The sequence below is a fragment of the Micromonospora sp. CA-111912 genome (assembly GCF_050948415.1).
In the GTDB taxonomy this organism is placed as follows: domain Bacteria; phylum Actinomycetota; class Actinomycetes; order Mycobacteriales; family Micromonosporaceae; genus Micromonospora.
In genome coordinates, this window is the sequence record NZ_CP192007.1 from 6,320,801 (window position 1) to 6,345,830 (window position 25,030).

Here is a 25,030-nt window from a genome sequence, read left to right on the forward strand (position 1 = left end):
GGCCGGCCGCTCCGCCCGCGGCAGCCTACCGAGCGCCGGCCACGGTGCGGTCACGCCGGGTGGGATCAGGGCAGGGCGGGTGGATCAGGGCGGGGCGGGAGCAGTGCCGCCGACGAGCCAGGCGTCGAAGAACGCGCCGAGCCGCCGGCCGGAGACCCGCTCGGCGAGGGCGACGAAGTCCGCGGTGGTGGCGTTGCCGCCGCGCCGCTCGGCGGTCCAGGTGCGCAGGGTCCGGAAGAACACCTCGTCGCCGACGGTACGCCGCAGCGCGTGCACCGCGAGCGCGCCCCGCTGGTAGACGGCGGCACCGAACATGTCCGCCCGGCCCGGGTCCACCGACGGTCGCGACCAGTCGGTCGCGGCGTGACGCAGCTCGAAGGTGCGCTGCGCGGTCCGGCCGCCGCCGTGCTCCGTCCAGAGCCACTCGGCGTACGTCGCGAAGCCCTCGTTGAGCCAGATGTCGCCCCACCGGTCCAGCGAGACGCTGTCGCCGAACCACTGGTGGGCCAGCTCGTGTGCGACCACCTCGGTGTTCGGGCCGGCGAGGAAGAACCCCGGCCCGTAGACCGGGCGGGACTGGGTCTCCAGCGCGTACGAGATCCGCCCGTCGGCGAGCGCGATCCCGCCGTACGAGTCGAACGGGTACGGCCCGAAGCGGTCGGCCAGGAAGTCGGCGATCTCCCCGGTGCGGGCGATCGAGGTGGCGGCCGGACCGTCCGCCGGCAGGCCCACCGCGACGGCGGTGACCATCGGCTTGCCGGCGTGGGTGCTCGTGGTCACCCGGTAGTCGCCGATCACCAGCGTGCACAGGTAGCTGGCCATCGGCGCCCGCTCGGCCCAGCGCCAGGTGGTCCAGCCGCCGCTGCTGCTCCGCCCCGCCGGCACCCCGTTGCTCAGCGCGGCGAGCCCGTCCGGCACGGTCACCTCGACGTCGTAGGTGGCCTTGTCGGACGGGTGGTCGTTGACCGGGAACCAGGTGGCCGCCGAGTCGGGCTGGCCGAGGGCCACCGCGCCGTCCGGGGTGGCCAGGAAGCCGCCGACGCCCAGCTCGCTCTCGACCGGCGTGGGCACCCCGGCGTACTCCACGTCGACGGCGAACCGGGCGCCCCTCGCCAGGCCACGCGCCGGGGTGACCACCAGCTCGCGCCCGTCCCGGGCGTGCCGGGCGGGAGTCCCGTCGACGCGGACCGCGGTGACGGTCAGACCGGCGAGGTCCAGGTTGAACCGGGACAGGACGGCGTCCGCCGTGGCGGTGACCGTGGCGTGGCCGGTGAGCCGGTCGTCGGCCGGGTCGTAGCGGACCCGCAGCCGGTACGCGGCCACGTCGTAGCCGCCGTTGCCATGGCCGGGGACGTACGGGTCGCCGACGTCGACCTGGCCGGGGCGGGGGCGGTCGGGATCCGGGGGCGCCCCGGTGCAGCCGGCGAGGGCTGCCACGGCGAGACACCCGGCCAACAGCCCCCGCCCCGGCCACCCGGTGTGGACGCCCCGACGGGAAACTCCCAGGCCCGGTCGCCCTCCTGTTCGGGACATCGCTCACCTCGCCACGCTCCGGAGAAAGCGTACCCGCCCCAAAGCCCCCCCACCCCACCAAAACCACCCAACACTCACCGTCCCACCCACCGGCCCTCGCCCGCCCCCACCCGCCCCCACCGCCCCAGGGCTCCGGCATGGTCGCGGAGGGTCCGGCGCTGCGCAGATGGAAGCCAAGTGTGTGAATGTCGCCGGTGCGGGCGGTCACCGTGCAGCGGCCACCCTGCTCCGCCGCCGGTCTCGCCTCCCGGAAGTCTGTCCCGCACCCGGATAGCCCGATGGCGGCCTGGCCGATGCCCGCCCTCCTCACGAGGTACATGCCCTTTGGCTCCTATGGAGCTGCCCCGTCTACGCTCCCGCATCCCCGGTAGCACAGACGGGGCAGCTCCATAGGAGCCAAAGGAGGCTAGGCCGACCCGGCGGAGACCGATTCGGCAGAGAAGCTGCCCTACGCCGATGGCGATGGCGATGGCGTCTTCACCCACCCCCCCACCGCCCTAATTCGCGGAAAGAGTGGCCATCCCGGCCGGAATGACCACTCTTTCCGCGAAGATGCGTGCGGGTGCGGGTGCGGGGGTCAGCGGTCTAGGACGAGGCCCACCTTTTGGAATTCCTTGAGGTCGCGGTAGCCGCACTTGGCCATCGCGCGGCGTAGGCCGCCGAACAGGTTGAGCTGGCCGTCCGGTTCGTCGGCCGGGCCGAACAGCAGTCGCTCCATCTCGCCGAGCGGCTCGCCAGCCACCTCGAACGCCCCGCGCGGCAGGGACGGGTGGCTGGCCGCCGAGTGCCACCACGCGCCGCCGGCCGGGGCCTCCTCGCACAGCGTCAGTGGCTCGCCGAGCATCACCGCGTCCGCGCCGCAGCCCAGCGCCTTGGCGATGTCGCCGGAGGTCTGGATGTCGCCGTCGGCGATGAGGTGCACGTACCGGCCGCCGGTCTCGTCCAGGTAGTCGCGGCGGGCCGCGGCGGCGTCGGCGATCGCGGTGGCCATCGGCACCCGGATGCCGAGCACCGACTCGGTGGTCGACCAGTCGTCGCCGCCGATGCCGACGATCACGCCGGCCGCGCCGGTGCGCATGAGGTGCAGCGCGGTCTTGTAGTCGGTGCAACCGCCGACGATGACCGGGAGGTCGAGGTCGGCGATGAACTCCTTGAGGTTCAACGGCTCGTCGGTGGTGGAGACGTGCTCGGCCGACACGATGGTCCCCTGGATCACCAGGATGTCCACGCCCGCGTCGAGGATCACCGGGGCCAGCGCCAGGGTGTGCTGCGGGGAGACCCGGACCGCCACGGTGCCGCCGCCGGCCCGCAGCTCGCGGACCCGCTCGGCGATCAGGTCCGGGCGGATCGGCTCGGCGTACACCTCCTGGAGCCGCTTGGTGGCGCGGGCGTCCTCGCCCAGCGCGGCCAGCTCCTCCAGGATCTTGGTCGGGTTCTCGTACCGGGTCCACAGGCCCTCGACGTTGAGCACGCCGAGCCCACCGAGCTGGCCGAGCCGCACGGCCGACTGCGGGCTCATCGTCGCGTCCGAGGGGTGCCCCACGCACGGGATGTCGAACGGGTACGCGTCGAGCTGCCAGGCGGTGGAGACGTCGTCGACGTCCCGGGTGCGGCGGCTCGGCACGATGGCGATGTCGTCCAGGTGGTAACCGCGCTGCGCGGTCTTACCCAGGCCGATCTCGACCACGTCACGCATGGGGGCTCCAGGTGTCTCGGGGGGTGGTGGTCAGCGGGAGTGGTAGTTCGGCGCCTCGACGGTCATCTGGATGTCGTGCGGGTGGCTCTCCTTGAGCCCGGCCGCGGTGATCCGGATGAGCTGGCCGCGCCGGTGCAGCTCGGGGATGCTCTCCGCGCCGACGTACCCCATGGCGGCCCGCAGCCCGCCGGTGAGCTGGTGGGCGACGGCGGAAAGCAGGCCCCGGTAGGGCACCTGACCCTCCACGCCCTCCGGGACCAGTTTGTCCTCGGCGAGCACGTCCTGCTGGAAGTAGCGGTCCTTGCTGTAGGACTTGGCCTGGCCCCGGGACTGCATCGCGCCGAGCGAGCCCATCCCCCGGTACGCCTTGTACTGCTTGCCGTTGATGAAGATCAACTCGCCGGGGCTCTCCTCGCAGCCGGCCAGCAGGCTGCCGAGCATCACCGTGTCGGCACCGGCCACCAACGCCTTGGCGATGTCGCCGGAGTACTGGATGCCGCCGTCGCCGATCACCGGGACGCCGGCCGGGCGGGCGGCCCGGGCCGCCTCCATGATCGCGGTGATCTGCGGGACGCCGACGCCGGCCACGATCCGGGTGGTGCAGATCGCGCCCGGCCCCACTCCGACCTTCACCCCGTCGGCGCCGGCCTCGACCAGGGCCTTCGCCCCGGCGTACGTGGCCACGTTTCCGCCGACAATGTCGATCTTGACGTCCTTCTTGAGCTGGCGCACCATGTCCAGCACCGCCCGCTGGTGGCCGTGCGCGGTGTCCACGATGATCACGTCCACGCCCGCGTCGACCAGGGTCCGGGCCCGCTTGTACGAGTCCTCGCCCACCCCGACGGCGGCGGCCACCCGGAGCCGGCCGGCGTCGTCCTTGGTGGCGTTCGGGTACTGCTCGCTCTTGGTGAAGTCCTTGACGGTGATCAGCCCGCGCAGCCGGCCCGAGTCGTCGACGATCGGCAGCTTCTCCACCTTGTGCTGACGCAGCAGCGCCAGCGCCTCGTCCTTGCTCACCCCGACGGGCGCGGTGACCAGCGGCGGGCGGGTCATGATCTCGTGGACCGGGGTGGCCGGCTCGGAGACGAAGCGCATGTCCCGGTTGGTGACGATGCCGACGAGCTGGCCGTCGCCGTCGACCACGGGCACCCCGGAGATCCGGTACCGGCCGCAGAGCGCGTCGACGTCGCGCAGGGTGTCCTGCGGGCTGGCCGTCACCGGATTGGTGATCATGCCGGACTCGGAGCGCTTGACCAGGTCGACCTGGAGCGCCTGGTCCTCCAGGGAGAGGTTGCGGTGCAGCACGCCGATGCCGCCCTGGCGGGCCATCGCGATCGCCATCCGCGCCTCGGTGACCGTGTCCATCGCGCTGGACAGCAGCGGGACGGCCAGCTCGACGTTGCGGGTCAGCCGGGTGCGGGTGTTGACCCGGCTGGGCACCACGTCCGACTCGCCCGGCTGGAGCAGCACGTCGTCGAAGGTGAGGCCGAGCGGGACCACGCGGGCCGAGCCGGCGGGCAGCTCCGGCAGGTGGCCGCCCAGCTCGCCGCGGTCGGCGTCGGTCGGAAGATCGATGCTGGGCGAATTGTCCACGAAAGGCTCTCCTGAGCTGGTCGGGCGCGGGGCTTCAGCGAGGCGGCGCGCGCGGGCATCCGGCGCACGCCGGGTAGCTGACACGTCGGTGCCATCGTACCCATCGGCCCGGGCCGACCCCGCCCGAGCCGGCCCGGTCGTCGACGCTGCGTGACGGCCGCCCCCGTCAGCCCCGACGCCGGGTGACCGGGCGGACGGGGGCGGGCGGCACGTGGTCGCGGGGTCTACGGTGAGGGGGTGCACGACGAGCCCATCGACCCGTTCAACGGCGACCCGGCCGATCCGGCGGCGGAGCTGCACGACCCGGACGGCGACGCCGCACTCGACCCCCTGACCGAGGTCGAGCGGCAGGACGTGCTTGAGGACCTCGCCGACCTGGAGATCTACCAGGCCCTGCTGGCCCCCGTCGGGGTGCGTGGGCTGGTGATCGAGTGCGAGGACTGCCGGGAGCCGCACTACTTCGACTGGGACCTGCTCCGGGGCAACCTGCGTCACCTGCTCAGCTCCGGCCGGCCCCGGGTGCACGAGCCGGCCTACGACCCGGACCCGGACCACTACGTCACCTGGGATTACGCGCGCGGCTACGCCGACGGCGTGCACGACACCCTGACCGAGGGCACCGAGGACGACACCGAGCCGGGCAACTGAGCTGCCCCGCGGGTCCTGCGCGTTGTTGACGTACGGGTAGCGGCTCGCGGCGCTTGTCCGGACAGCACGGCGTCGCACCAGGCCGGGTCGCACCGGGCGTGACCTGCGGGACCGAGCCCGGCCGGGCAGCGGGCCCGACGGCGCGCTCAGGCGACCAGGCCGGCGCGGAAGCCGGCGGCCACCGCGTGCGCGCGGTCGCGGGCGCCGAGCTTGCGGAACAGCCGGCGGGCGTGCGTCTTGACGGTGTCCTCCGAGACGAACAACTCCCGGCCGATCTCGGCGTTGCTCTTGCCCTCGGCCATCCCGAGCAGCACCTGGAGCTCCCGCTCGGTCAGGCCGACCGCCCCCCGGGCGCCCCTGGCCGGGGCGGCCCGCCGGGGGTTCGCCGGCTCCTCGGTCTCGCCGCCGGCCGGCTCCGGCTCGTCGTCGCCCCGCTGCACGGGCACCACCGACGGCACACCGCCCGGCCCATCCTGGGCCGCCGACCAGGCCGGGCCTGGATTGTTCGGGGCGCGGCCGGCCGGGGCGGGGCGCTTCTGGCCGCCGACGGCCGCGGCGTCCCGGGCCGGGTCGGCCACCCGGTGCCGGGTCGCCCGGCCCGGCGCGGAGAGCAGCAGCAGGGCCTTGGCCACCGCGCTGGTCAGGTCGTGGTCGGTGCCCTGGATCAGGCCCCGGGCCCCGGCGCCGATGCTGGCCGCAGCCGCGTCGGACTCCTCGGCCCCGAGCAGCAGCACCGCGGCCTGCGGGGCGCGGGCCAGCACCCGACGCACGAAGCCGGCGCTGTCCGGCCGGGTGAGCGTCGTGTCGGCGAGCACCACGTCGGGCGGGCCCTCCGCCAGCCGCAACATCACCTCGGGATCGGAGACGGCGGTACGGACGGCGGCGGACAGTCCGAGCCGAGCCGCCGCGGAGTTCAGCTGCTGCGCGGCGAGCGGCGTCCGAACGCACACGAGAACAGTACGCACTGTGGTCTCCTCTCCGACCCGAAGCAGACCACGGCGGGGTGTGGTCGGGTGGGCGTTCCCAGCAATCCTCCGAACTTTTCCGACAGATGGGGCATAAGCCGCGCAATGTCCGAGGTTTTCGATCACAGAAGTGTGAGCCCGCGCGAGCCGGGGTACCGGAAGCCCGAGCCGGAAATCGGTGCGCCAGCGCGGCCGCCGCCCGGACATCCGGTCAACTGAGAGTCTCCGCGGTGCCGCGGGAGGAGGGGTGCTGATGTCGAACGTACGCAGGCTGCCCGGACCCATCGTCGACCTCTGGGACTGGCAGCGGCTCGGTGCCTGCCGGGGCCGCGACAGCGCCCAGTTCTTCCACCCGGACGGGGAGCGCGGCTCCTCCCGTCTGCGCCGCGAGTCCGGCGCCAAGGCGGTCTGCCGGGCCTGCCCCGTACGCGCCGAGTGCGCCGCGCACGCGCTGTCCGTCCGTGAGCCGTACGGCGTCTGGGGCGGCTTCAGCGAGGCGGAGCGGCTGCGGCTGCTCGCGGTCGGCTGGGAGGACCTGGCCGACCGCCGGCACAGCCGCGTCGACGTGGCCCGCCTGGAGTCCCGCCTCGGCCGCCCGCACAAGTCCGCGATGTCCGCCCAGCGCAGCGTCGCCTGACGACCGCGCCCACCGCACGCCGACGCCGCGCCCCGGCCGCCCGGGGCGCGGCGTCGTTGTCACGTCCCGGCCAGGCGGATGTCCCACCGTTCTGCCAGGATCCTCGGATGCTGATCGACATCGCGGATCCGGACACGCTCTGGGCGCGGTGGGGCGCGCTCGCCTCGGCGCTCGCCACCCTCGGCCACGACGACGTCTACTGGTGCGACGCGGGCGGCGCCCACCACGACGACCACGGGGGCAACTGGGCGCGGCTGGTGCGTGTCGAGGGCGGTCGGGCGGTGCTCTTCGGCTACGACCACGAGTACAGCGACACCGTCGACGTCAGCCCGCCGCTCGACCTGCTCGCCGGGGCCCCCGCCTGGCTGCCCTGGCCGGAGCTGATCCGGCATGCCGAGGCCGACCAACTCGGCTACGCCTACTGGTACGACGGCGGCTGGTCCCGGGTGCCGTACCCGGAGCCGCTGCTGCCCGACGGGCTGCGGGCGACTGCCGGGGCGGTGCTTGACGACGACCGGGCCCGGCGGGAGCTGGGCGAGGTGGTCTTCGAGTGGGGCGGATACCAGCCTGCGGACGAGGCGACGGAGCGGGCCGAGGTGGCGGAGGCCGCCGGCCGGTTGCTCGCCGCCGCTGCCGACCGCGCCCTCGACGCGGGCGCGCTGGACGGGCTGCTCGGCCGGCTCCGGCCCGGCCCGGTCGACGTACCCGCCGGCCTGGCGGTGGCGGCCCGGGCCGGGCTGGCCCCGGGCGGGAGACCACCGGCGGTGGCGGCGGCGGCAGGGGCTCCGCCCCGGCGGGTCCGGGTGCTCAGCGACGACCAGCACGACCGGCTGGTCTGGACGGCGATGCGGCGGGCCACGGAGGCGCCCCGCCCGGCCCCGGCACCCACCCCCGAGCTGACCGAGCTCGTCGACTGGGCACGCGGCCGGGCCCCGGCCGGCGACGGCCGCTGCTCGCTGCTCATGCAGGTCACCGACACCGCGCTCAGCCAGCACCCGGGCGAGTCTCCCCCGGCCAACCGCCCGGGCGAGGACGGCTGGGCGGCCTTCCGCCAGGCTGGTGACCTGGTCCGCCGGCTCCGGGCGGCCGAGGCCGACCCGGCGCACGGGCAGTGGATCTTCCTACGGCTGGAGACGACCGCCGGCGGTTTCACCCTCGAACGACGCTACGACTCGTGGCCCGGTTGGCTGCCCGACGGGCACGGGCCCTGGCGCAGCCACCTCCAGCCGGAGCTGGACCGCCGGGCACCGGCGTTCCGGCCCGCGTGGGCGGTGCTGCTGGCGCCGGAGGTCGCCTACCTCGGCCCGCCGCCACCCTTCGACACGCCCACGATCGGGTAACGGGCCTCCCGGCGCGCGCCCGCCACCATCAGGGGGCAGGAAGGGCGGCAGGGCACGCCGTCGGGGTGAAGGCGTGCCCTGCGCGGTGTCGTACGGCGTCGGTCAGAAGCCCGGGCCGTGCTGGTGGCCGTGGCCGTGCGAGTGGCCGTGGCCCCCGGCGGCCGGCTCGGCCTTCTCCGGCTTCTCCACCACCAGGCTCTCGGTGGTGAGCAGCAGGCCGGCGATCGAAGCGGCGTTGGAGACCGCGCTGCGGGTCACCTTCACCGGGTCGATGATGCCGGCCTTCACCATGTCGACGTACTCGCCGGTGGCGGCGTTGAGGCCGGTGCCCCACTCCTGGTCGGCGACCTTCTGCACCACGACGTAGCCGTCGTGGCCGGCGTTCTGCGCGATCCAGCGCAGCGGCTCGACCAGCGCCTTGCGCACGATCGAGACGCCGATCTTCTCCTCGCCGGTCAGGCCGAGGCCGTCGTCGAGAACCGACCGGATCTGCGCGAGGGCGGCACCACCACCGGGCACCGTGCCCTCCTCGACAGCGGCCTTGGTCGCGGCGATCGCGTCCTCGATGCGGTGCTTGCGCTCCTTCATCTCGACCTCGGTCGCCGCGCCCACCTTGATGACCGCGATGCCGCCGGAGAGCTTCGCCAGCCGCTCCGCCAGCTTCTCCCGGTCCCACTCGGAGTCCGAGGCCTCGATCTCCTTGCGGATCTGGGCGACCCGGTCGGCGACCTCGCTGGACTGCCCGCCACCGTCGACGACGGTGGTGTTCTCCTTGTCGACCACGACGCGCCGGGCGGTGCCGAGCACCTCCAGGCCGACCTGGTCCAGCTTGTAGCCCAGCTCCGGGGCGACCAGCTCGGCGCCGGTGAGGATCGCCATGTCCTGAAGCATCGCCTTGCGGCGGTCGCCGAATCCGGGGGCCTTCACCGCGCAGACCTTGAGGGTCTTGCGGATCGAGTTGACCACCAGGGTGGACAGGGCCTGGCCCTCGACGTCCTCGGCGATGATCAGCAGCGGCTTGCTGTTCTGGAGGACCTTCTCCAGCAGCGGCAGCAGCTCCTCGATCGCCGAGATCTTCTGCGTGGTGATCAGGATGTACGGGTCCTCCAGGACCGCCTCCTGCCCCTCCACGTCGGTGACGAAGTTCGGCGAGATGAAGCCCTTGTCGAACTGGAGACCCTCGGTCACGTCCAGCTCGGTGGCGAGGGTGGAGCCCTCCTCGACGGTGATGACACCGTCGCGGCCGACCCGCTCCATCGCCTCGGCGATCAGCTCGCCGATCGTGGCGTCCTGCGCGGAGATCGTCGCCACGTGCGCGATCGACTCCTTGCTGGCGACCTCGACGGCCCGTTCGAGCAGGGCCTCGGAGACCTTGTTGGCGGCCACGTCGATGCCGCGCTTGAGGCCGGCCGGGTTGGTGCCGGCGGTCACGTTGCGCAGGCCCTCGCGGACCATCGCCTGGGCCAGCACGGTCGCGGTGGTGGTCCCGTCGCCGGCGACGTCGTTGGTCTTGGTCGCCACCTCCTTGACCAACTGCGCGCCGAGGTTCTCGTACGGGTTGGTGAGCTCGATCTCCTTGGCGATGGTCACGCCGTCGTTGGTGATCGTGGGCACACCGAACTTCTTGTCCAGGACGACGTTGCGCCCGCGCGGGCCGAGAGTGACCTTGACCACGTCCGCGAGGGCGTTGACACCGTGTTCCAGCAGGTGCCGGGCGTCATCCGAAAAGCTAAGGATCTTCGCCATTAATGTCCCTTCGAAGCGGCACTGCCCCGGCCCGGCGAACCGGACCGGGGCAGTGACACTGATCGGTTGCCTACTTCTCGATGACCGCGAGAACGTCGCGGGCGGAGAGCACCAGGTACTCCTCGCCGGCGTACTTGATCTCGGTGCCGCCGTACTTCGAGTAGATGACGGTGTCGCCGACGGCGACGTCAACCGGGATCCGGTTGCCCTTGTCGTCGATCCGGCCCGGGCCGACAGCGAGGACAGTGCCCTCCTGCGGCTTCTCCTTGGCGGTGTCGGGGATCACGATGCCCGACGCCGTGGTGGTCTCAGCCTCGTTCGCCTGGACCAGGATCCGGTCCTCGAGCGGCTTGATCGCAACCTTGGTCGCGGTAGTCACGGGCATACCCTCCTGGGGTATTGGTTTCGTTGCTGGCCGACGGGGCCGACCAGCGTCAATCTGCCACATGCCACCGGGCGGGGCCGTCGTCGCGGGTGCCGGTCCGCCTGGCGTTCAGCGCCCGGGCACGGGCCCGGAAGCTGGCACCCTCGATGGGAGAGTGCTAATCGCAGGTTAGGCCGTGGCTAGCACTCCGTCAAGGAGAGTGCCAGCGCGCCACCCGTCGTGTCGCCACAAGTTCCGCCACTCGTAACCGCGACACGCCGACGACACCTCGCCACACCGTGCTCGGCTCCCAACCGTCGGTGGTCCCCATCGCCGCCGCTCCCGCCCGCTGACACCACCGTCCGGCCGCCGGGCGGACCCCTGATGGCCCGCAGCCGAACAGCCCGGCCGGGGCCCGGGACAATGGGCGGGTGGATCTCGACCAGTTCGCCGCCCTGCGTACCCCCGAGGGGTCGGCCGCGCTCGACGCGGCGACCGAGAGGGCCGGCGGCGACCCGCTGGCCGCGGCGGGCGCGCTCCGCTCTGCCGGAATCCCGGCCGGGCTCGCGGCGGCGGCGCTGACCCAGGCGGAGCTGCGCCGCCGGGCGGTCGGCAAGTTCGGGCCGGAGGCCGCCGGCATGTTCCTCACCCGCCCCGGGCTGGAGCAGGCCACCCGCCGGGTGGTTGCCGACCGACGGGCCGACCGGCTGCGCGCGGCCGGGGTGCGCACCCTCGCCGACCTGGGCTGCGGCCTCGGGGCCGACGCGCTCGCCGCCGCCCGCGCCGGCATCCGGGTGTACGGGGTGGAGGCCGACCCGGTGACCGCCGAGATGGCCGCCGCGAACGCCGAGGCCGCCGGGCTGGCCGACGCGTTCACCGTGGAGTGCGGCGACGCCACGGCGTTCGACGTGGACCGGGTCGACGCGGTTTTCTGCGACCCGGCACGGCGCAGGGCCGGCACCGGGCGGCGGATCTTCGACCCGAACGCCTACTCGCCGCCGTGGGACTTCGTCACCGGCCTGGCCGAACGGGTGCCGCACACCGTGGTCAAGGTGGCCCCCGGCCTCGACCACGCGCTGATCCCGGCCGGAGCCGAGGCCGAGTGGGTGAGCGTGGCCGGTGACCTGGTCGAGGCCGCCCTGTGGTGCGGCCGGCTCGCCGAGGTCCCCCGCCGCGCCACCCTGCTGCGGGAGCCGGCCCCCACCGTCGCCGCCGCGCCGGTCGCCCACCACCAGCTCACCGGCTCCGGCGCGGTCGAGGCCACGGTCGGCCCGGTCCGCCGGTACGTCCACGACCCCGACCCGGCGGTGGTCCGCGCCCACCTGGTCGCGGAGCTGGCCGACGTCCTGGGCGCCACGCTCGCCGACCCGAGCATCGCCTACCTGTACGCCGACGCGCCGGGTGCGACGCCGTTCGCCCGCTGCCTGGAGATCACCGACGTGCTGCCGTTCTCGTTGAAGCGGCTGCGCGCCCTGCTGCGCGAGCGCCGGGTGGGCCGGGTCGAGATCCTCAAGCGCGGCTCGGCGCTGGAGCCGGAGAAGCTGCGGCGGGACCTGCGGCTGGCCGGCCCGGAGGCGGCGAGCCTGGTGCTGACCCGGGTCGCCGGCGCACCCACCGTGCTGCTGTGTCGGCCGGTGGGCTGACCCGGATCGCCTGCCGCGGCGCCGATCCGCCGTTTCCGGTGGCCCGCCGGGCAACGCCGGGTTAGCTTGTCGGGCATGGCGGGACAGGGCACTCCGGCGACGGCGCTGCTGAACAGGCGGAAGATCCGGCACAGCACCCACCCGTACGACGTCTCGCCGGACGCGCCGGACTACGGCGCGCTCGTCGCGGCGGCCCTGGGCGTACCCCCGGAGCGGGTGTTCAAGTCGCTGGTCACCGAGGTCGACGGCGCGCTCGCCGTGGCGGTGGTGCCGGTGACCGGCGAGCTGGACCTCAAGGCGCTGGCCGCCGCGCTCGGCGGCAAGCGGGCGACGATGGCGGACCGGGCGGTCGCCGAGCGGGCCACCGGCTACGTGCGCGGCGGGATCAGCCCGATCGGCCAGCGCAAGCGCCTGCCCACGGTGCTGGACGCCTCCGCCCTCGGCCACGAGACCGTCTACGTCTCGGCCGGCCGGCGCGGCCTCCAGGTCGAGCTGGCCCCGGCCGACCTGATCGCCCTCACCGATGCCGCGACGGCCCCGATCGCCGCCCACTGACCCCACCGCCCACGCGCCGGCAGTGGGCCGTCGGCCCGCCGCGGAAAACGGGAACCGCCGGGTGGGCCGACGTCGGCCCACCCGGCGGCCGTCTGGTCAGCGGCGGGTGCTGACCCGCTGGATGTTGACCACACCCTCCTCGTCGAAGACCTCAAGGATCTGCGTGGAGAAGCTGCGGTGACCGCGTCGGGTCAACGCCACGCCCTCCTGGATGCTCACCCGGCCGGCCCGGGTGTGCGTGGCGAAGACCTCGACGGGCTCACCGTTGCGGACGTCCGCGCAGATGTGGACGGTCTGCGTGCCGTCGGCCTCGTCGTCCACGACGACGAGGCCGCGGTCGATGGGTAGTTTCACTACAGGACCCCTTTCCTCTTAGCGGTAGCAGTTTGCGGGGTTACCGATGGGTGCGACGGCCCAGCCGCGACGGGCGAGGCCGGGGCCCGTCAGCCGTACTGGCAGGAGGCGGCCGACCCCACGGTCGTGTTGCCGGACTTCTTCTCGCAGCACTGGCACCAGAGGAAGCCGCCGGAGGTGGTGCACGACCAGGTGTAGTTCGTGGCCGCGCGGCAGTTGCTGAAACTGACGTTCGGCGGGACGAAGACCAGGCTGCAGCACTGGTAGTTGGCCGCCATCGCGGGAGTCGACCGGGCGAAGACGGCGCCCGAGGTGACCAGGCCCACCGCGCCCAGCTTGGCGAGGAACCCCCGCCGGGACCCGCCGCCGCGGGACCGGGGTGCCTCGCGTTCGTCGTCGCTCATACAGCCTCCTTAGCTGCCTGTACCGCGGCACGGACTGCCACGACATCGGTGAACAACAATGCGGAAACCAGCCGTCCCTCTTTGATCACCAGAGCGGAAGGGCTGATCTTGACGCCGAATTGGGTGGCGACCCAGTCGCCGCCTTCGTCTATGTGGTGGGGCAGTCGGCCGATTCCATGGCGGTCGATGAACTCCATTGCTTCGTCGCGGTGGGCGGTCGTCACGATGACGCCGAGGTCGTCTGGATCGGGCTGGCCGGCGAGCTGCGCGGCCACGTCGTCGCAGCTCGCGCAGCGCGTGCTGAGGACCAGCACCAGGCGTGGCCCGCCGCTGCCGAAGCCGGCCAGCGGAGCGGGCCAACCGCTCGGGCGCTCGCCGAACCGGGCCTGTTCGAGCGGCCGGACCCCGGTGCCGCCAGCGGCGGAGTCCGGCGAGCCTTCCAAGCCGCCGCTCCGCGCGTACAGCTCGCCGGCCATGGCGAAGAGAAGAACGATCACTCCCGCGAGCAGCACGGTCACGAACATGGTCAGATAGCTCATTCCGGCCCTTTCCTCATCCCGTCGTGGCGGCGGTCCGTCGCGCCGCCGGATCGACGACTGGGGTGGCTGGGTGCAGCGGCGACTCGGCCCTGGCCGCTCCGCCGAACATGACCCGCGTCCACCCGCCGGCGTAGCAGAAGACGCCGCAGGTGGTGGTGATGCCGAACCTGCCCGGCGCCCGGGAGGCCCCGACGTGCCGCGGGATCCCGCCCATCGAGTAGACGCTGTCCAGGTCCCGCCACAGCGAGATGCTCAGCACCACCCGCTGCCGCCAGTCGACCAACACCTTGATGCCGAGGTAGCCCTTCGCCTGCCGGCGGACGTGCCGCTTGAGCCGCAGGTGCATCAGCAGGATGAGCAGGACCTTGGGCAGGGTGCGGCAGGTGAACCGGGTGACCACCACCTGCCCCTTGGTCGGGTCCGGCTCCAGCATCGGCGTCATGCCTGGACCACCGCCACGACGAGGGACAGCGCCACGGCCAGGATCGTCGCGCCCGAGGCCCGTCTCGCCCGAACCACCCATTTCCGACTCCTCCTTTCCGGTAGGTCGGCGTGCTTGGACATGCTCCAGAGCGAGACCAGCAGGCTCGCGACGAGCACGACGCAGAAGAGGAGGAGCGGCGCCGAGGCCGGATCGACCAGCAGGACGGCCGCCAGCGCGAGCCAGATCAGGGACACGGTCTTCTGCGTGGTGAAGAGCAGCCCCAGGTCGATGCCCCAGACCACGCCGAGCGTCCCGCCGGGGAGCGTGCGGACCAGCCGCTGGGGCACCTGCCGCCAGATGTGCGGCGTACGGTCACGCAGATCGGCGACGCCGAGCCAGCCGGCGACCGCGGCCAACAGCGCCAGCCGCAGCGGTTCGGGCAGCAACTGCTGGAGCAGTGTGCCCGCGAGAAACACCGGGATCGCGAGGACGACGCCGGCGATCACCCCGCCGACCGCGAGGCCGACCAGGAACCGGACGCCCTCGAACGGGTTCCGACGCAACATGGGACCGGCGACCCCGGCCATGGACACGCCTCAAGGGCTGAGGGCCTGCAGCATGGCTCCTGTTATGCCGAGAACGATCCAGACGATCATGGCGGCGCTCCTTCTCGACGTGCGGACGGTCGATTGCGCGGCGGGGCGCCTGTCGCTCAGACCCGCTGCCGGGTGGGGGACACGGTGGCCCGCAACATGGCGAAGTCGGTGAACGCCAGGGCGGAGATGAGTGTCCCGTCGCGGAAGACGAGCGCGACGGGGCTCATGGCGATGCCGAACTCCCCCCGCACCCAGTCACCGCCCTCGTCGACGTGGTGGGGAAGCCGGGCCAGCCCGTTGTCCGCGACGAACTCCGCGCCGACGATGGCGTCGCCCGTGGAGATGACCACCGCGACGTCGGCCACGTCGGACCCGCCGATGAGCTGAGCGGCGACCGTCCGGCAACTGGAGCAGGCCGTGCTCAACACGAGGACGATCCGCAGCGGCCCCTCGCCGGCCCCGGACAGGCCGGCCGGCCAACTGGACGGAGTGGTGCCGATCCGGGCCTCCTCCAACAGGCGTACCCCGCTGGTCCCGGCGGCGGCCCCGCCGCCGGATCGGGTCGAGAGCTGGCCCAGCATCGCGAAGAGCACCACCACTGCCCCGGCCAGGACCAGGAGGGCGAACCCGAACACGTAACCCATCGATGTACTCCTCAGTCGCGGGTGGCCGGGGTCGGCCGGGCGCGGATCAGGTCGCGGGCCAGGTCCCGCCAGGTCCAGAGGACAATGGCCACCGCGAGGCCGGCGGTGCCGACCGGCAGCAGGTCGGGGTGCGGGACGCCGCGCGGCCCGTACCGCAGGACGATGATCGCGGCGGCGACGAGCGCGAGCCCGCTGAGCACGGAGCCGGCCCCCAGCGGGCGGCTCTCCGGCCGGCCGAAGCAGCCGCACGGCGCACGCAGGCCCCGGGCCCGACCGAGCAGACCCGCCCCGGCGAAGGCCAGGCCGAGAACGCCGGCGAGCAGGGCACCGGTCGGGCGCAGGACCGGGACGAGCAGGGCGACCGCGACGAACGTCTCCACCAGGGCCAGCAGGCGGACGACCCGTCGCGCCACCGGGTCGGCCAGCCGCAGCAGCCCCGCGACCGCCTCGCGGGCGTGCTCGGGGGCGACGAGCTTGCCGAGCCCGGCGCAGAGGTGGACGGCGGCGGTGGTGCAGGCGACGACGCCCACGACAAGGGTGGCCGTCGTCATGACGGCGGGATCGTGCTCAGGGCGCAGTTCATCGACATCTGATGACCCCCGTTCGCTGCCCGGCGTCCCGTGCCGGCACCGGCGACAATGTCCACCATGGACAGTTACTGCAAGTGGCAACAGTCTTACGCATCGAATTGCACGTGGTCAACATTCCATCGATGGATATTAATTAAATTTCGCGCACCTTCCACGGCGGCGACCGCCCGGGTCGCGCCGATTACGGAGCGTGCCGAGCGTGTTCCCGAATCGTTACCGTCCGCGATGAACTCTCCACCTCTGCGGCCTTGTGCGACGGATCGACCGAACAATAGGTTGCCGGAGACAACAAAGGTCGTCGTCGGCAACCACCACCCGGTCCTGTCGCGCGCGTCACCACCAGGCACCCTCGAGTTCCGTCCCCCTCGAAAGGACCCGTGCACATGCGCAGAGGGATCCTCACCATCGCCGCGGTCGGCCTGCTGACCGCCGGAAACCTCACCGCCTGCGGCGGCAACTCCGACGACACCGTCAGGCGGCCGAAGCCGAAGATCGGCGTGATCCTGCCGGACAGCGCCTCGTCGAACCGCTGGGAGGCCGCGGATCGCAAGTACCTGGCGGCCGCCTTCGAGGCCGCCGGGGTGGAGTACGACATCCAGAACGCGCAGAACGACAAGGCACGCTTCGTCACCATCGCCGAGCAGATGATCACCAACGGGGTCACCGCCCTGATGATCACCAACCTCGACTCGGGCACCGGCAAGGCGGTCCTGGACAAGGCCACCCAGCGGGGTGTCGCCACGATCGACTACGACCGGCCGACCCTGGGCGGCTCCGCGCAGTACTACGTCAGCTTCGACAACGTCTCCGTGGGCAGACTCCAGGGCGAGGGCCTGGTCAGGTGCCTGGCGGAGAAGGGCGGGCGGAAGCCGGTGGTGGTCGAGCTGAACGGCGCGCCGACCGACAACAACGCGGCCCAGCTCAAGGCGGGCTACGACTCCGTCCTCAAGCCGAGATACGACGCGCAGGAGTACGTCAAGGGGCCGGACCAGTCGGTGCCCGAGTGGAACAACACCACCGGCGGCACCATCTTCGAGCAGATGCTGACCCAGACCGGTGGCAAGATCGACGGCGTGCTCGCCGCCAACGACGGGCTGGCCAACGCGGTCATCGCCGTTCTGACCAAGAACAAGCTCAACGGCAGGGTTCCGGTCACCGGCCAGGACGCCGACGCGCAGGCCCTCCAGCACATCCTGGCCGGGGACCAGTGCATGACCGTGTACAAGCCGATCAAGGCGGAGGCCGAGGCCGCAGCCGCGCTGGCCATCGCGCTGGCCAGGGGCGAGAAGAGGAAGACCGACCAGAGCTTCCGGGACACCGAGGGCAACCGGGACGTCCCGGCCGTGCTGCTCGCGGCCCAGCCGATAACCAGGGAGACGGTGAAGAACGTCATCGCGGACGGCTTCGTCGACAGAAGCGCCGTCTGCACCGAAAAGTACGCCGCGCTCTGCGCCGCGAACGGCTTGAGTTGACCGGTCGAACCCGGCCCGGGCCGGATGTGACACCCTCTTGCCGGCCGTCGGACACCTCCGTCGTGTCGGACGGCCCGGCCGGTGACATCCGACAGTCGGACACCTACGCGAAGGAGACCACCGTGTCCGGGACCCCCCTGCTGGAACTGCGTGGAGTCGACAAGAGCTTCGGCCCCGTGCAGGTCCTTCGCGACGTCGCCCTCTCGGTTCATCCGGGCGAGGTGACCGCCCTCGTCGGCGACAACGGCGCCGGAAAGTCGACGCTGGTCAAGTGCATCAGCGGCATCCACGGCACCGACGCCGGCGAGTACCTGTTCGAGGGCCGGCCGGTGACCATCAACGGCCCCCGGGACGCCGCAGCCCTGGGCATCGAGGTCGTCTACCAGGACCTCGCTCTCTGCGACAACCTCGACATCGTGCAGAACATGTTCCTCGGCCGGGAGCGACGCTCGGGCCTGGTGCTCGACGAGGCAGCCATGGAGGAAGAGGCGGCCCGGACCCTCGCCTTGCTGTCGGTGAAGACGATCAGCTCGCTGCGGCAGCACGTCTCCAGCCTTTCCGGCGGCCAGCGCCAGACGGTGGCGATCACCAAGGCGGTGCTCTGGAACAGCAGGCTGGTCATCCTCGACGAGCCGACGGCTGCGCTCGGCCTGGCCCAGACCGCCCAGGTGCTCGAACTGCTCCGGCGGCTGGCCGACAACGGGCTGGCCGTCGTCCTCATCTCGCACAACATGAACGACGTCTTCGCGGTGTCGGACCGGATCGCGACGCTCTACCTCGGCCAGATGGTCGCCCAGATCAGGACGACCGACGTCACACACGCCCAGGTGGTCGAGCTGATCACCTCGGGGCGTAGTGGGAGGCTCGGCACGGCCACCGAGACCGACAACGCCTACCCCAGCACCAGAATGGCGGGAGCTGCGGAATGACCACCCGGACGAAGACGATCCACACCGAACCGGTGGCCGCCGTCGGGCAGCCCACCCTCCGCGGTCACGTCCAGAGCTACCTGGCCCGCCTGCGCGGGGGCGACATGGGCGCTCTGCCGGCCATCCTCGGCCTGGTCGTGCTCTACGCGTTCTTCTCGGTCCTGCGGCCCAACTTCCTCACCGCCGGCAACTTCGCCAACCTGTTCACCCAGGGAGCGGCCGTCGTGCTGATCGCGATGGGCCTGGTATTCGTCCTGCTGCTGGGCGAAATCGACTTGTCCGCCGGCTTCGCCAGCGGGGTCTGCGCGGCGGTGCTGGCCAACCTGCTGACCATCCAGGGTTACCCCTGGTACGTGGCCACCCTCGCCGCCCTCGGCACGGGCGCGCTGATCGGGCTGGCGCTCGGCTTCCTCGTGACGAAAGTCGGCATCCCGTCCTTCGTGGTCACGCTGGCGGGCTTCCTCGCCTTCCAGGGCCTCATGCTGATGCTGATCAAGGGTGGCACGAGCGTCCCGGTCCAGGCCGAACCCCTCGTCGCCATCGAGAACAACAACCTTCCGCCGCTGGTCGGCTGGCTGCTGGCCGCCGTGGCGGTCACCGGGTACGCCGCCGCGCAGCTACTGCGGTACCGCGACCGTTCCGTCCGTGGGCTCGTCACGGACCCCCTGCCGGTGGTGCTGGTCCGAATCGGCACGCTCGGCGTCGGCGTCGGCCTCACCGTTCACGTGCTCAACCTCGAACGCAGCCTCAACAGCGTGATCAGCTCGAACCGGGGGATGCCGGTGGTCGTACCGTTGATCGCCGTGCTGTTCGTCGCGCTGACCTTCGTCCTGTCCCGCACCGCCTACGGACGGCACGTGTACGCGGTCGGCGGCAACCGGGAGGCCGCCCGCCGCGCCGGCATCAGCGTCGACCGCATCCGCATCTCGGTCTTCGTGGTCTGCTCGTCCATGGCGGCGGTCGGCGGCGTCGTGGCCGCCAGCCGGTTCAGCTCAGTGGACGCCAACACCGGCGGCAGCGACGTGCTGCTGTACGCCGTCGGCGCGGCCGTGATCGGCGGCACCAGCCTCTTCGGCGGCAAGGGCCGCGTGGTGGACGCGATACTCGGCGGCGCGGTGGTCGCGGTGATCGACAACGGCATGGGCCTGATGAACGCGAGCTCCGGAGTGAAGTACCTGTTCACCGGGCTGGTGCTGCTGCTGGCCGCCGGCGTCGACGCGCTCTCCCGCCGCCGGGCCGTCGCTACCGGGAACCGCTGAACAGCCGATGCGTGCGGGCCCGAGCCAGGAGGAGATTCGCCGGCAGAATCTCGGTGCGCTGCTGCGCCACGTCCACGTCCACGGGGCGACGTCGCGCGCCACGCTCACCACCGCGTTGGGGCTCAACCGCAGCACCATCGGCGCGCTGACCACCGACCTCGTCAACGCGGGCCTGGTCAGCGAGGAGACGCCGAGGGAGACCCGGCGGGCGGGACGACCGTCGCTGGTCGTCCGGCCCGAGTCGGCCCGGGTCTACGCCTGGGCGTTCAGCATCGAGGTGGACCGGCTGCGGATCGCCCGGATCGGGCTCGGCGGCGTCGTGCTCGACCGTCACGCGCTGGAGCGTCCGCGCGGCCTGATGGCCGCGGAGACCGCGCCGCTGCTGGCCGGGGAGCTCAAGAGGATGCAGCAGGTGGTACAGCCCGGAACGGTCTGTATCGGCGCGGGCATCGCGGTCTCCGGCATGGTCCGCCGCGACGACGGCATGGTCCGACTGGGCCCGCACACCGGCTGGGTGGACGAGCCGATCGCGGATGCCCTGGCCGCCGAGCTCGGCACCGGCACGCCGCCCAGGGTGGGCAACGTGGCCGACGTCTGCGCCTTCGCCGAGTACACCCGCGGCGCCGCCGCCGGCTGCAACAACGTCATCTACCTGTACGGCGACGTGGGAGTGGGCGCCGGCATCATCGCGGGCGGCCGCCGGCTGACCGGACACGGCGGCTACGGCGGCGAGGTGGGCCACATGGTCGTCAACCGGGACGGCGTCCGCTGCGCGTGCGGATCGCGCGGCTGCTGGGAATCCGAGATCGGCGAGTACGCCCTCCTGCGCGCCGCGGGCCGGTCGGAGGACCAGGGCAGGGAGGCGGTGCTCGCGGTCTTCGACGCCGCCGACCGCGGCGACGCGCGGGCCCAGGCGGCGGTCCGGCAGATCGGCGACTGGCTCGGCTTCGGCGTGGGCAACCTGGTCAACATCTTCAACCCCGAGATGGTGATCTTCGGGGGGACGATGCGGGACCTGTACCTCGCGGCGGCGGCCCAGATACGCAGCCGGCTCAACTCGATCGGGCTGTCGGCCTGCCTCGAACACGTCCGGCTCCGTACGCCGAAGCTGGGCGACGACGCCGCCCTGATCGGCGCGGCCGAGCTGGCCTTCGAGCGGTTGCTGGCCGACCCGCTCGACGCCGCCTGACAGCCACCTCCGGCGGGGCGGACCCGGCGAGCGCGGCTGCGTACCCTGTCCTCCGTGGACGTCGAGCTGCGCGCCTCTGACGACGACCGGCACCGGGTGGTCGCCGAGCTGCAACGGCACACCTCGGCGGGCCGGCTCAGCCTGGACGAGTTCTCCGAGCGGGTCGGGGTGGTCTGGTCCGCCCGTACCCTCAACGACCTGGCCGCGGTGACCCGGGACCTGCCGGTCGAGTCGACCCCCGCCGGGCCGGCCGCCGACCACGGCCGGCGGGACCTGCTGGTCGTCTTCGCCGTCGCCGTCGCCACCCTGGTCCTGCTCGGCCTGCTGATGGCCCTCACCCGCTGACCCGGCCGCCGGCCCCCACCCCCGGACTCAGCCGTGCCAGGAACGCCACAGTGCGGCGTAGGGGCCGCCGGCCGCGACCAGCTCGTCGTGCGAGCCCAGCTCGGTGATCCGGCCGTCCTCCACCACGGCCACCCGGTCGGCGTCGTGCGCGGAGAAGAGCCGGTGCGCGATGGCGATCACCGTCCGGCCCGCCAGCACGGCGGCCAGCGAGCGCTCCAGGTGCCGGGCCGCCCGGGGGTCGATCAGCGAGGTCGCCTCGTCCAGGACCAGGGTGTGCGGGTCGGCCAGCACCAGCCGGGCCAGCGCGAGCTGCTGGGCCTGCGCCGGGGAGAGCGCGTGCCCGCCCGCGCCGACCACCGTGTCGAGGCCCTGCGGCAGCGCGTCCGCCCAGTCCAGGGCGTCCACCGCCCCCAGCGCCGACCGGACCCGGGCCGGGTCGGCGTCGGGGCGGACCATCGCCACGTTGTCGGCGAGCGTGCCGATGAAGACGTGGTGCTCCTGGGTGACCAGCGCGACGTGGGTGCGCAGCTCCGCCAGGGGCAGCCCGTCCAGCGGCCGGCCGTCCACGGTCACCGACCCGGTGCGCGGGGAGTGCACCCCGGCCAGCAGCCGGCCCAGGGTGGACTTGCCCGCCCCGGACGGCCCGACCATGGCCAGCTTCTCCCCCGGCTCGGGCACCAGGGTCACGCCGTGCAGCACGTCCCGGCCCTTGCGGTAGGCGTACCGGACGTCGCGGGCGGCGAGCCGGGGAGCGGCCGGGCCGCCGCCCGCCGAAGGCCGCGGGGACCCGACGGCCGGGGCAGGGCCCGCGTCGTCGGCGGCGGCCACCCCGAGCAGCCGGGCCATCGAGGCGCCACCCACCTGCAACTCGTCCAGCCAGGAGAGCAGCCGGTTGACCGGGTCCACGAGCTGCTGGGCGTAGAGGGTGGCCGCGGTGACCTGACCGAGGCTGACCCAGCCCTTTAGGTAGAACCAGCCGCCGACGACCAGGGTGGCGACGACCGGCACCACGTATCCGAGCTCGGCGACCGGGAAGAAGACGGTGCGCAGCCCGAGGGTGTACCGCTCGGCCGCGTACGACCGGCGGATGTCGGCGGCACTGCGGGCCTGGCGGCGGGCCTGCTGGCGCAGCGCCTCCGTGGTTCGCGCCCCCTCGACGGTCTCGCTGATCCCGTCGGTGATGTCGGAGTACGCGGCGTTCTCCCGCAGGTAGCCGTCCGGGGCGCGACGCAGGTACCACCGGGTGCCGGCCCACAGGATCGGCACCGCGAGCAGGCTCGGCAGCACGAGCAGCGGCCCGGTGAGCAGCAACGCGACGACGACGAACACGACGGTGACCAGCGCGATCAGGGTCTCCGGCACCGCGAACCGGACCGTCCTGGACAGCGCGGAGACGTCCCGGGACGCCCGGGTGAGCAGGTCGCCGGTGCCGGCCCGCTCCACCGTGGACAACGGCAGGGCGAGCAGCCGGTCGACGAACTCCTCGCGCAGCTCGGCGAGCACCCCCTCGCCGAGCCGGGCCGACGCCAGGTGGGCGAACCGCACCAGCACCGACTGGGCCGCCACGAAACCGCCGATGGCCAGCGCAATCCGGTCCACCGAGAGGGTCGAGGTGCCCCGGGAGATGCCCTCCACCAGGTCCCCGAGCAGCCGCGGCGCGACCAGCCCGGCCGCCGCGGCCAGCGCGTGCAGGCCGAGCGCGACGGCCAGGGCGCGGGGGTGACGGCGGACCAGAGCGCGGGCGTACCGGCGGACCTGGCCGGCGTCGGCGATCGGCAGCGCGGTGGTCATCAGCTCTCCCCCCGGCTCACCGTGGCCGCGTAGCGCGGCTCGGTGCGCAGCAGTTCCTCGTGCGGCCCCTCGGCCACCACCTTGCCGTCCTCGACGAAGACCACGTGCTCGGCGCGGCCCAGCACCAGCGGGCTGGTGGTGCAGACCAGGGTGGTCCGGCCCCGCCGGGCCGGGCCGAGCCGCGCGGCGATCCGCGCCTCGGTGTGCGCGTCCACCGCGCTCGTCGGCTCGACCAGCACCAGTGTCTCCGGGTCGGCGACCAGCGCCCGGGCCAGCCGCAGTCGCTGCTGCTGGCCGCCGGAGAACTCCCGGCCCTGCTCGGCGACCCGGCCGTCCAGCCCGTCGGACAGGGCGTCGACGATGTCGGTCGCGCTCGCCGCGTCCAGCGCCGCGAGGATCGTCGCCGGCTCGGCCGCGTCGTGCGGGTCCAGCTCCGCCCGCAGCGGGCCGGTGAACAGGTGCGCGTCGTTGTCGGCCACCAGGATCCGCCCGCGCACCGCCGCCAGCGCCACCTCCCGCAGCGGTACGCCGTGCAGCGTCACCTCCGCGTCGACGTACCGGCCGAGCCGGTCGGCGATCGCGGTGGCGTCCTCGGGTACGGCGGCGACCAGCGCGGTGAGCCGGCCGGCCGGCACGACCAGCCCCGACTCGGCGTCCACCAGCTCGCCGGGGCCGGCCGGCAGGGTCACCGGGCGGGCCGGGTCGACCAGCTCGGGGGTGAGCCGGAGCAGCCGGACCACCCGGCGGGCCGCCACGTGCCCCCGGATCAGCCGGTCCACCGCCTCGGTGAGGTTACGCAGCGGGCTGACCAGGAACGCGGTGTAGCCGTAGAAGGCGACGAACTGGCCGGCGGTGATCTCGCCGCGCAGCGCGAACCGGGCGCCCAGCCAGGTGACCAGCACCAGGAACGCGCCGGGCAGCAGGATCTGGGTCGCCTCCAGCAGCGACTCCACCCGGGCCACCCGCAGCCCGTCGCCGCGCAACGCCTGGGACCGAGCCCGGTACCGGGCCGACAGCATCGGCTCGCCGCCGACGCCGCGCACCACCCGCAGCCCGGAGACGATGTCGCCGGCCCGGGCGGTCAGCTCCCCCTCCGAGTCCCGGTACGCCTGCTGCCGGTGGTGCAGCGGCCGGATGAGCAGCCCCACCACGGCCATCAGCAGCGGCACCCCGAGCACCACGACGAGGCCGAGCGGCACCGACGCGGAGAGCAGGATCACCGCCACCGTGGCGATGGCGACCAGCGATCCGGTGCCCCGGGCGGTGATGTCGATCGCGTGGCCGATCTGGCCGATGTCGGCCGTACCGATGCTGACCACCTCGCCCCCCGCGACCCGGCGGGACAGCGCGGCCCCCAGCCGGTTCGCCGCGCCGACGGTGACCTGCACCGTCCGGTAGGCGCCGCCCAGCCAGTTGTGCACCGCGCACCGGTGCCGCAGCAGACCCGCGCCGGCCTGGAGCACGCCCAGCCCGAGCAGGGCCAGCCCCCAGGCGACCAGGGCGCCCTGGTCACGGTGGGTGAGGCCGGCGTCCACGGCCCGGCCGACGGTGGCCGGCATCAGGGCCTGGGCGACCATCGAGACCACGCCGAGGCCAATGGCGGCGGAGAAGAGCACCGGTTGCCGACCGGCCAGCCAAACCAGGTAGCGGGTCGCCGAGCGGTCGTCGGGTACGCCGGGATCGCCGGCCGGTTCGAATCGCATGACCCGCCGACGCTAGGCGGTGGAAAACCGATTGCGCCACCGCATTGCCGCTGCTCAGACTCGCCCCAGCC

At 73.1% G+C, this 25,030-nt stretch carries 25 protein-coding genes; 10 read left to right on the forward strand and 15 right to left on the reverse strand.

The genetic code is table 11. The features are described from left to right. Window positions 1-84 precede the first annotated feature (84 nt). The 3 genes from ACQPZO_RS26595 to guaB all read right to left on the reverse strand — a co-directional run bounded on the left by ACQPZO_RS26595 (window position 85) and on the right by guaB (window position 4,822). A complete protein-coding gene (locus ACQPZO_RS26595; protein ID WP_433351278.1) occupies window positions 85-1,458 on the reverse strand; it encodes a M1 family metallopeptidase in 1,374 nt (457 codons plus the stop codon). A 652-nt stretch (window positions 1,459-2,110) separates the two neighbouring features. Further along, the gene (locus ACQPZO_RS26600) at window positions 2,111-3,229 is read right to left on the reverse strand and encodes a GuaB3 family IMP dehydrogenase-related protein (RefSeq protein ID WP_433344661.1); all 1,119 of its coding nucleotides are present in this window, start codon (window positions 3,227-3,229) and stop codon (window positions 2,111-2,113) included. Between the two features lie 30 nt (window positions 3,230-3,259). Continuing rightward, window positions 3,260-4,822 (reverse strand): IMP dehydrogenase, encoded by a 1,563-nt coding sequence (gene guaB / locus ACQPZO_RS26605; protein WP_433344662.1) that lies wholly within the window; start codon window positions 4,820-4,822, stop codon window positions 3,260-3,262. 237 nt (window positions 4,823-5,059) lie between these two features. On the opposite strand from guaB, the gene ACQPZO_RS26610 reads away from it, so the two are divergent. After that, on the forward strand, window positions 5,060-5,470 hold the full coding sequence (locus ACQPZO_RS26610; RefSeq protein WP_387015152.1) for a DUF5319 domain-containing protein: 411 nt from the start codon (window positions 5,060-5,062) through the stop codon (window positions 5,468-5,470). 146 nt (window positions 5,471-5,616) lie between these two features. Here the strand turns inward: ACQPZO_RS26610 and ACQPZO_RS26615 are convergent, their stop codons facing one another. After that, the gene (locus ACQPZO_RS26615; RefSeq protein ID WP_433344663.1) at window positions 5,617-6,435 is read right to left on the reverse strand and encodes a response regulator transcription factor; all 819 of its coding nucleotides are present in this window, start codon (window positions 6,433-6,435) and stop codon (window positions 5,617-5,619) included. 253 nt (window positions 6,436-6,688) lie between these two features. Here ACQPZO_RS26615 and ACQPZO_RS26620 point away from each other — a divergent pair, with 253 nt between their 5' ends. Both ACQPZO_RS26620 and ACQPZO_RS26625 read left to right on the forward strand, forming a co-directional pair. Next, window positions 6,689-7,072: a WhiB family transcriptional regulator gene (locus ACQPZO_RS26620; RefSeq protein ID WP_350881838.1), complete on the forward strand. Its 384-nt coding sequence runs from the start codon at window positions 6,689-6,691 to the stop codon at window positions 7,070-7,072. 107 nt (window positions 7,073-7,179) lie between these two features. Continuing rightward, window positions 7,180-8,412 carry a hypothetical protein gene (locus ACQPZO_RS26625; RefSeq protein ID WP_433344664.1) on the forward strand — a complete coding sequence of 411 codons (1,233 nt, stop codon included), beginning with the start codon at window positions 7,180-7,182 and terminating at the stop codon, window positions 8,410-8,412. Window positions 8,413-8,514: 102 nt separating this feature from the next. Here the strand turns inward: ACQPZO_RS26625 and groL are convergent, their stop codons facing one another. Beyond that, complete coding sequence (gene groL / locus ACQPZO_RS26630) at window positions 8,515-10,158, reverse strand: chaperonin GroEL (protein ID WP_433344665.1); 1,644 nt, start codon at window positions 10,156-10,158, stop codon at window positions 8,515-8,517. A gap of 70 nt (window positions 10,159-10,228) precedes the next feature. Beyond that, on the reverse strand, window positions 10,229-10,543 hold the full coding sequence (gene groES / locus ACQPZO_RS26635) for a co-chaperone GroES (RefSeq protein ID WP_350881844.1): 315 nt from the start codon (window positions 10,541-10,543) through the stop codon (window positions 10,229-10,231). A gap of 410 nt (window positions 10,544-10,953) precedes the next feature. Here groES and ACQPZO_RS26640 point away from each other — a divergent pair, with 410 nt between their 5' ends. Together ACQPZO_RS26640 and ybaK are read left to right on the forward strand one after the other, a co-directional pair. Next, the gene (locus ACQPZO_RS26640) at window positions 10,954-12,165 is read left to right on the forward strand and encodes a THUMP-like domain-containing protein (RefSeq protein WP_433344666.1); all 1,212 of its coding nucleotides are present in this window, start codon (window positions 10,954-10,956) and stop codon (window positions 12,163-12,165) included. Between the two features lie 75 nt (window positions 12,166-12,240). Continuing rightward, window positions 12,241-12,720 (forward strand): Cys-tRNA(Pro) deacylase, encoded by a 480-nt coding sequence (gene ybaK, locus ACQPZO_RS26645; protein ID WP_433344667.1) that lies wholly within the window; start codon window positions 12,241-12,243, stop codon window positions 12,718-12,720. 96 nt (window positions 12,721-12,816) lie between these two features. Here ybaK and ACQPZO_RS26650 read toward each other — a convergent pair whose 3' ends face one another. From ACQPZO_RS26650 to ACQPZO_RS26680, 7 genes are all read right to left on the reverse strand, one after another. Further along, entirely contained in the window at window positions 12,817-13,074 is a 258-nt protein-coding gene (locus ACQPZO_RS26650) for a hypothetical protein (RefSeq protein WP_433344668.1), read from the reverse strand. 89 nt (window positions 13,075-13,163) lie between these two features. Next, window positions 13,164-13,478, reverse strand: coding sequence for a hypothetical protein (locus ACQPZO_RS26655; RefSeq protein ID WP_433344669.1), 315 nt, complete (start codon window positions 13,476-13,478; stop codon window positions 13,164-13,166). Next, window positions 13,475-14,017 (reverse strand): hypothetical protein, encoded by a 543-nt coding sequence (locus ACQPZO_RS26660; RefSeq protein WP_433344670.1) that lies wholly within the window; start codon window positions 14,015-14,017, stop codon window positions 13,475-13,477. Before ACQPZO_RS26660 ends, ACQPZO_RS26655 begins: the two co-directional genes overlap by 4 nt. Window positions 14,018-14,030: 13 nt before the next feature. Beyond that, window positions 14,031-14,459: a hypothetical protein gene (locus tag ACQPZO_RS26665; RefSeq protein ID WP_433344671.1), complete on the reverse strand. Its 429-nt coding sequence runs from the start codon at window positions 14,457-14,459 to the stop codon at window positions 14,031-14,033. Beyond that, entirely contained in the window at window positions 14,456-15,028 is a 573-nt protein-coding gene (locus ACQPZO_RS26670) for a hypothetical protein (RefSeq protein ID WP_433344672.1), read from the reverse strand. Before ACQPZO_RS26670 ends, ACQPZO_RS26665 begins: the two co-directional genes overlap by 4 nt. Before the next feature lie 125 nt (window positions 15,029-15,153). Next, window positions 15,154-15,681: a hypothetical protein gene (locus ACQPZO_RS26675; RefSeq protein WP_433344673.1), complete on the reverse strand. Its 528-nt coding sequence runs from the start codon at window positions 15,679-15,681 to the stop codon at window positions 15,154-15,156. 11 nt (window positions 15,682-15,692) lie between these two features. Then, entirely contained in the window at window positions 15,693-16,232 is a 540-nt protein-coding gene (locus ACQPZO_RS26680; protein WP_433344674.1) for a MauE/DoxX family redox-associated membrane protein, read from the reverse strand. Between the two features lie 422 nt (window positions 16,233-16,654). Here ACQPZO_RS26680 and ACQPZO_RS26685 point away from each other — a divergent pair, with 422 nt between their 5' ends. The 5 genes from ACQPZO_RS26685 to ACQPZO_RS26705 all read left to right on the forward strand — a co-directional run bounded on the left by ACQPZO_RS26685 (window position 16,655) and on the right by ACQPZO_RS26705 (window position 21,465). Continuing rightward, window positions 16,655-17,743: a sugar ABC transporter substrate-binding protein gene (locus ACQPZO_RS26685; protein ID WP_433344675.1), complete on the forward strand. Its 1,089-nt coding sequence runs from the start codon at window positions 16,655-16,657 to the stop codon at window positions 17,741-17,743. A gap of 122 nt (window positions 17,744-17,865) precedes the next feature. After that, entirely contained in the window at window positions 17,866-18,672 is an 807-nt protein-coding gene (locus tag ACQPZO_RS26690) for an ATP-binding cassette domain-containing protein (protein WP_433344676.1), read from the forward strand. Further along, entirely contained in the window at window positions 18,669-19,931 is a 1,263-nt protein-coding gene (locus tag ACQPZO_RS26695) for a sugar ABC transporter permease (protein ID WP_433344677.1), read from the forward strand. The genes ACQPZO_RS26690 and ACQPZO_RS26695 overlap by 4 nt, the downstream gene beginning before the upstream one ends. Window positions 19,932-19,938: 7 nt before the next feature. Further along, window positions 19,939-21,120, forward strand: coding sequence for an ROK family protein (locus ACQPZO_RS26700; RefSeq protein ID WP_433344678.1), 1,182 nt, complete (start codon window positions 19,939-19,941; stop codon window positions 21,118-21,120). Between the two features lie 54 nt (window positions 21,121-21,174). Then, window positions 21,175-21,465: a DUF1707 SHOCT-like domain-containing protein gene (locus tag ACQPZO_RS26705; protein ID WP_433344679.1), complete on the forward strand. Its 291-nt coding sequence runs from the start codon at window positions 21,175-21,177 to the stop codon at window positions 21,463-21,465. 27 nt (window positions 21,466-21,492) lie between these two features. On the opposite strand, the gene ACQPZO_RS26710 is transcribed toward ACQPZO_RS26705, so the two are convergent. Both ACQPZO_RS26710 and ACQPZO_RS26715 read right to left on the reverse strand, forming a co-directional pair. Continuing rightward, on the reverse strand, window positions 21,493-23,256 hold the full coding sequence (locus ACQPZO_RS26710) for an ABC transporter ATP-binding protein (RefSeq protein ID WP_433344680.1): 1,764 nt from the start codon (window positions 23,254-23,256) through the stop codon (window positions 21,493-21,495). After that, window positions 23,256-24,959: an ABC transporter ATP-binding protein gene (locus ACQPZO_RS26715; protein WP_433344681.1), complete on the reverse strand. Its 1,704-nt coding sequence runs from the start codon at window positions 24,957-24,959 to the stop codon at window positions 23,256-23,258. The genes ACQPZO_RS26710 and ACQPZO_RS26715 overlap by 1 nt, the downstream gene beginning before the upstream one ends. Between the last annotated feature and the right edge of the window lie 71 nt (window positions 24,960-25,030).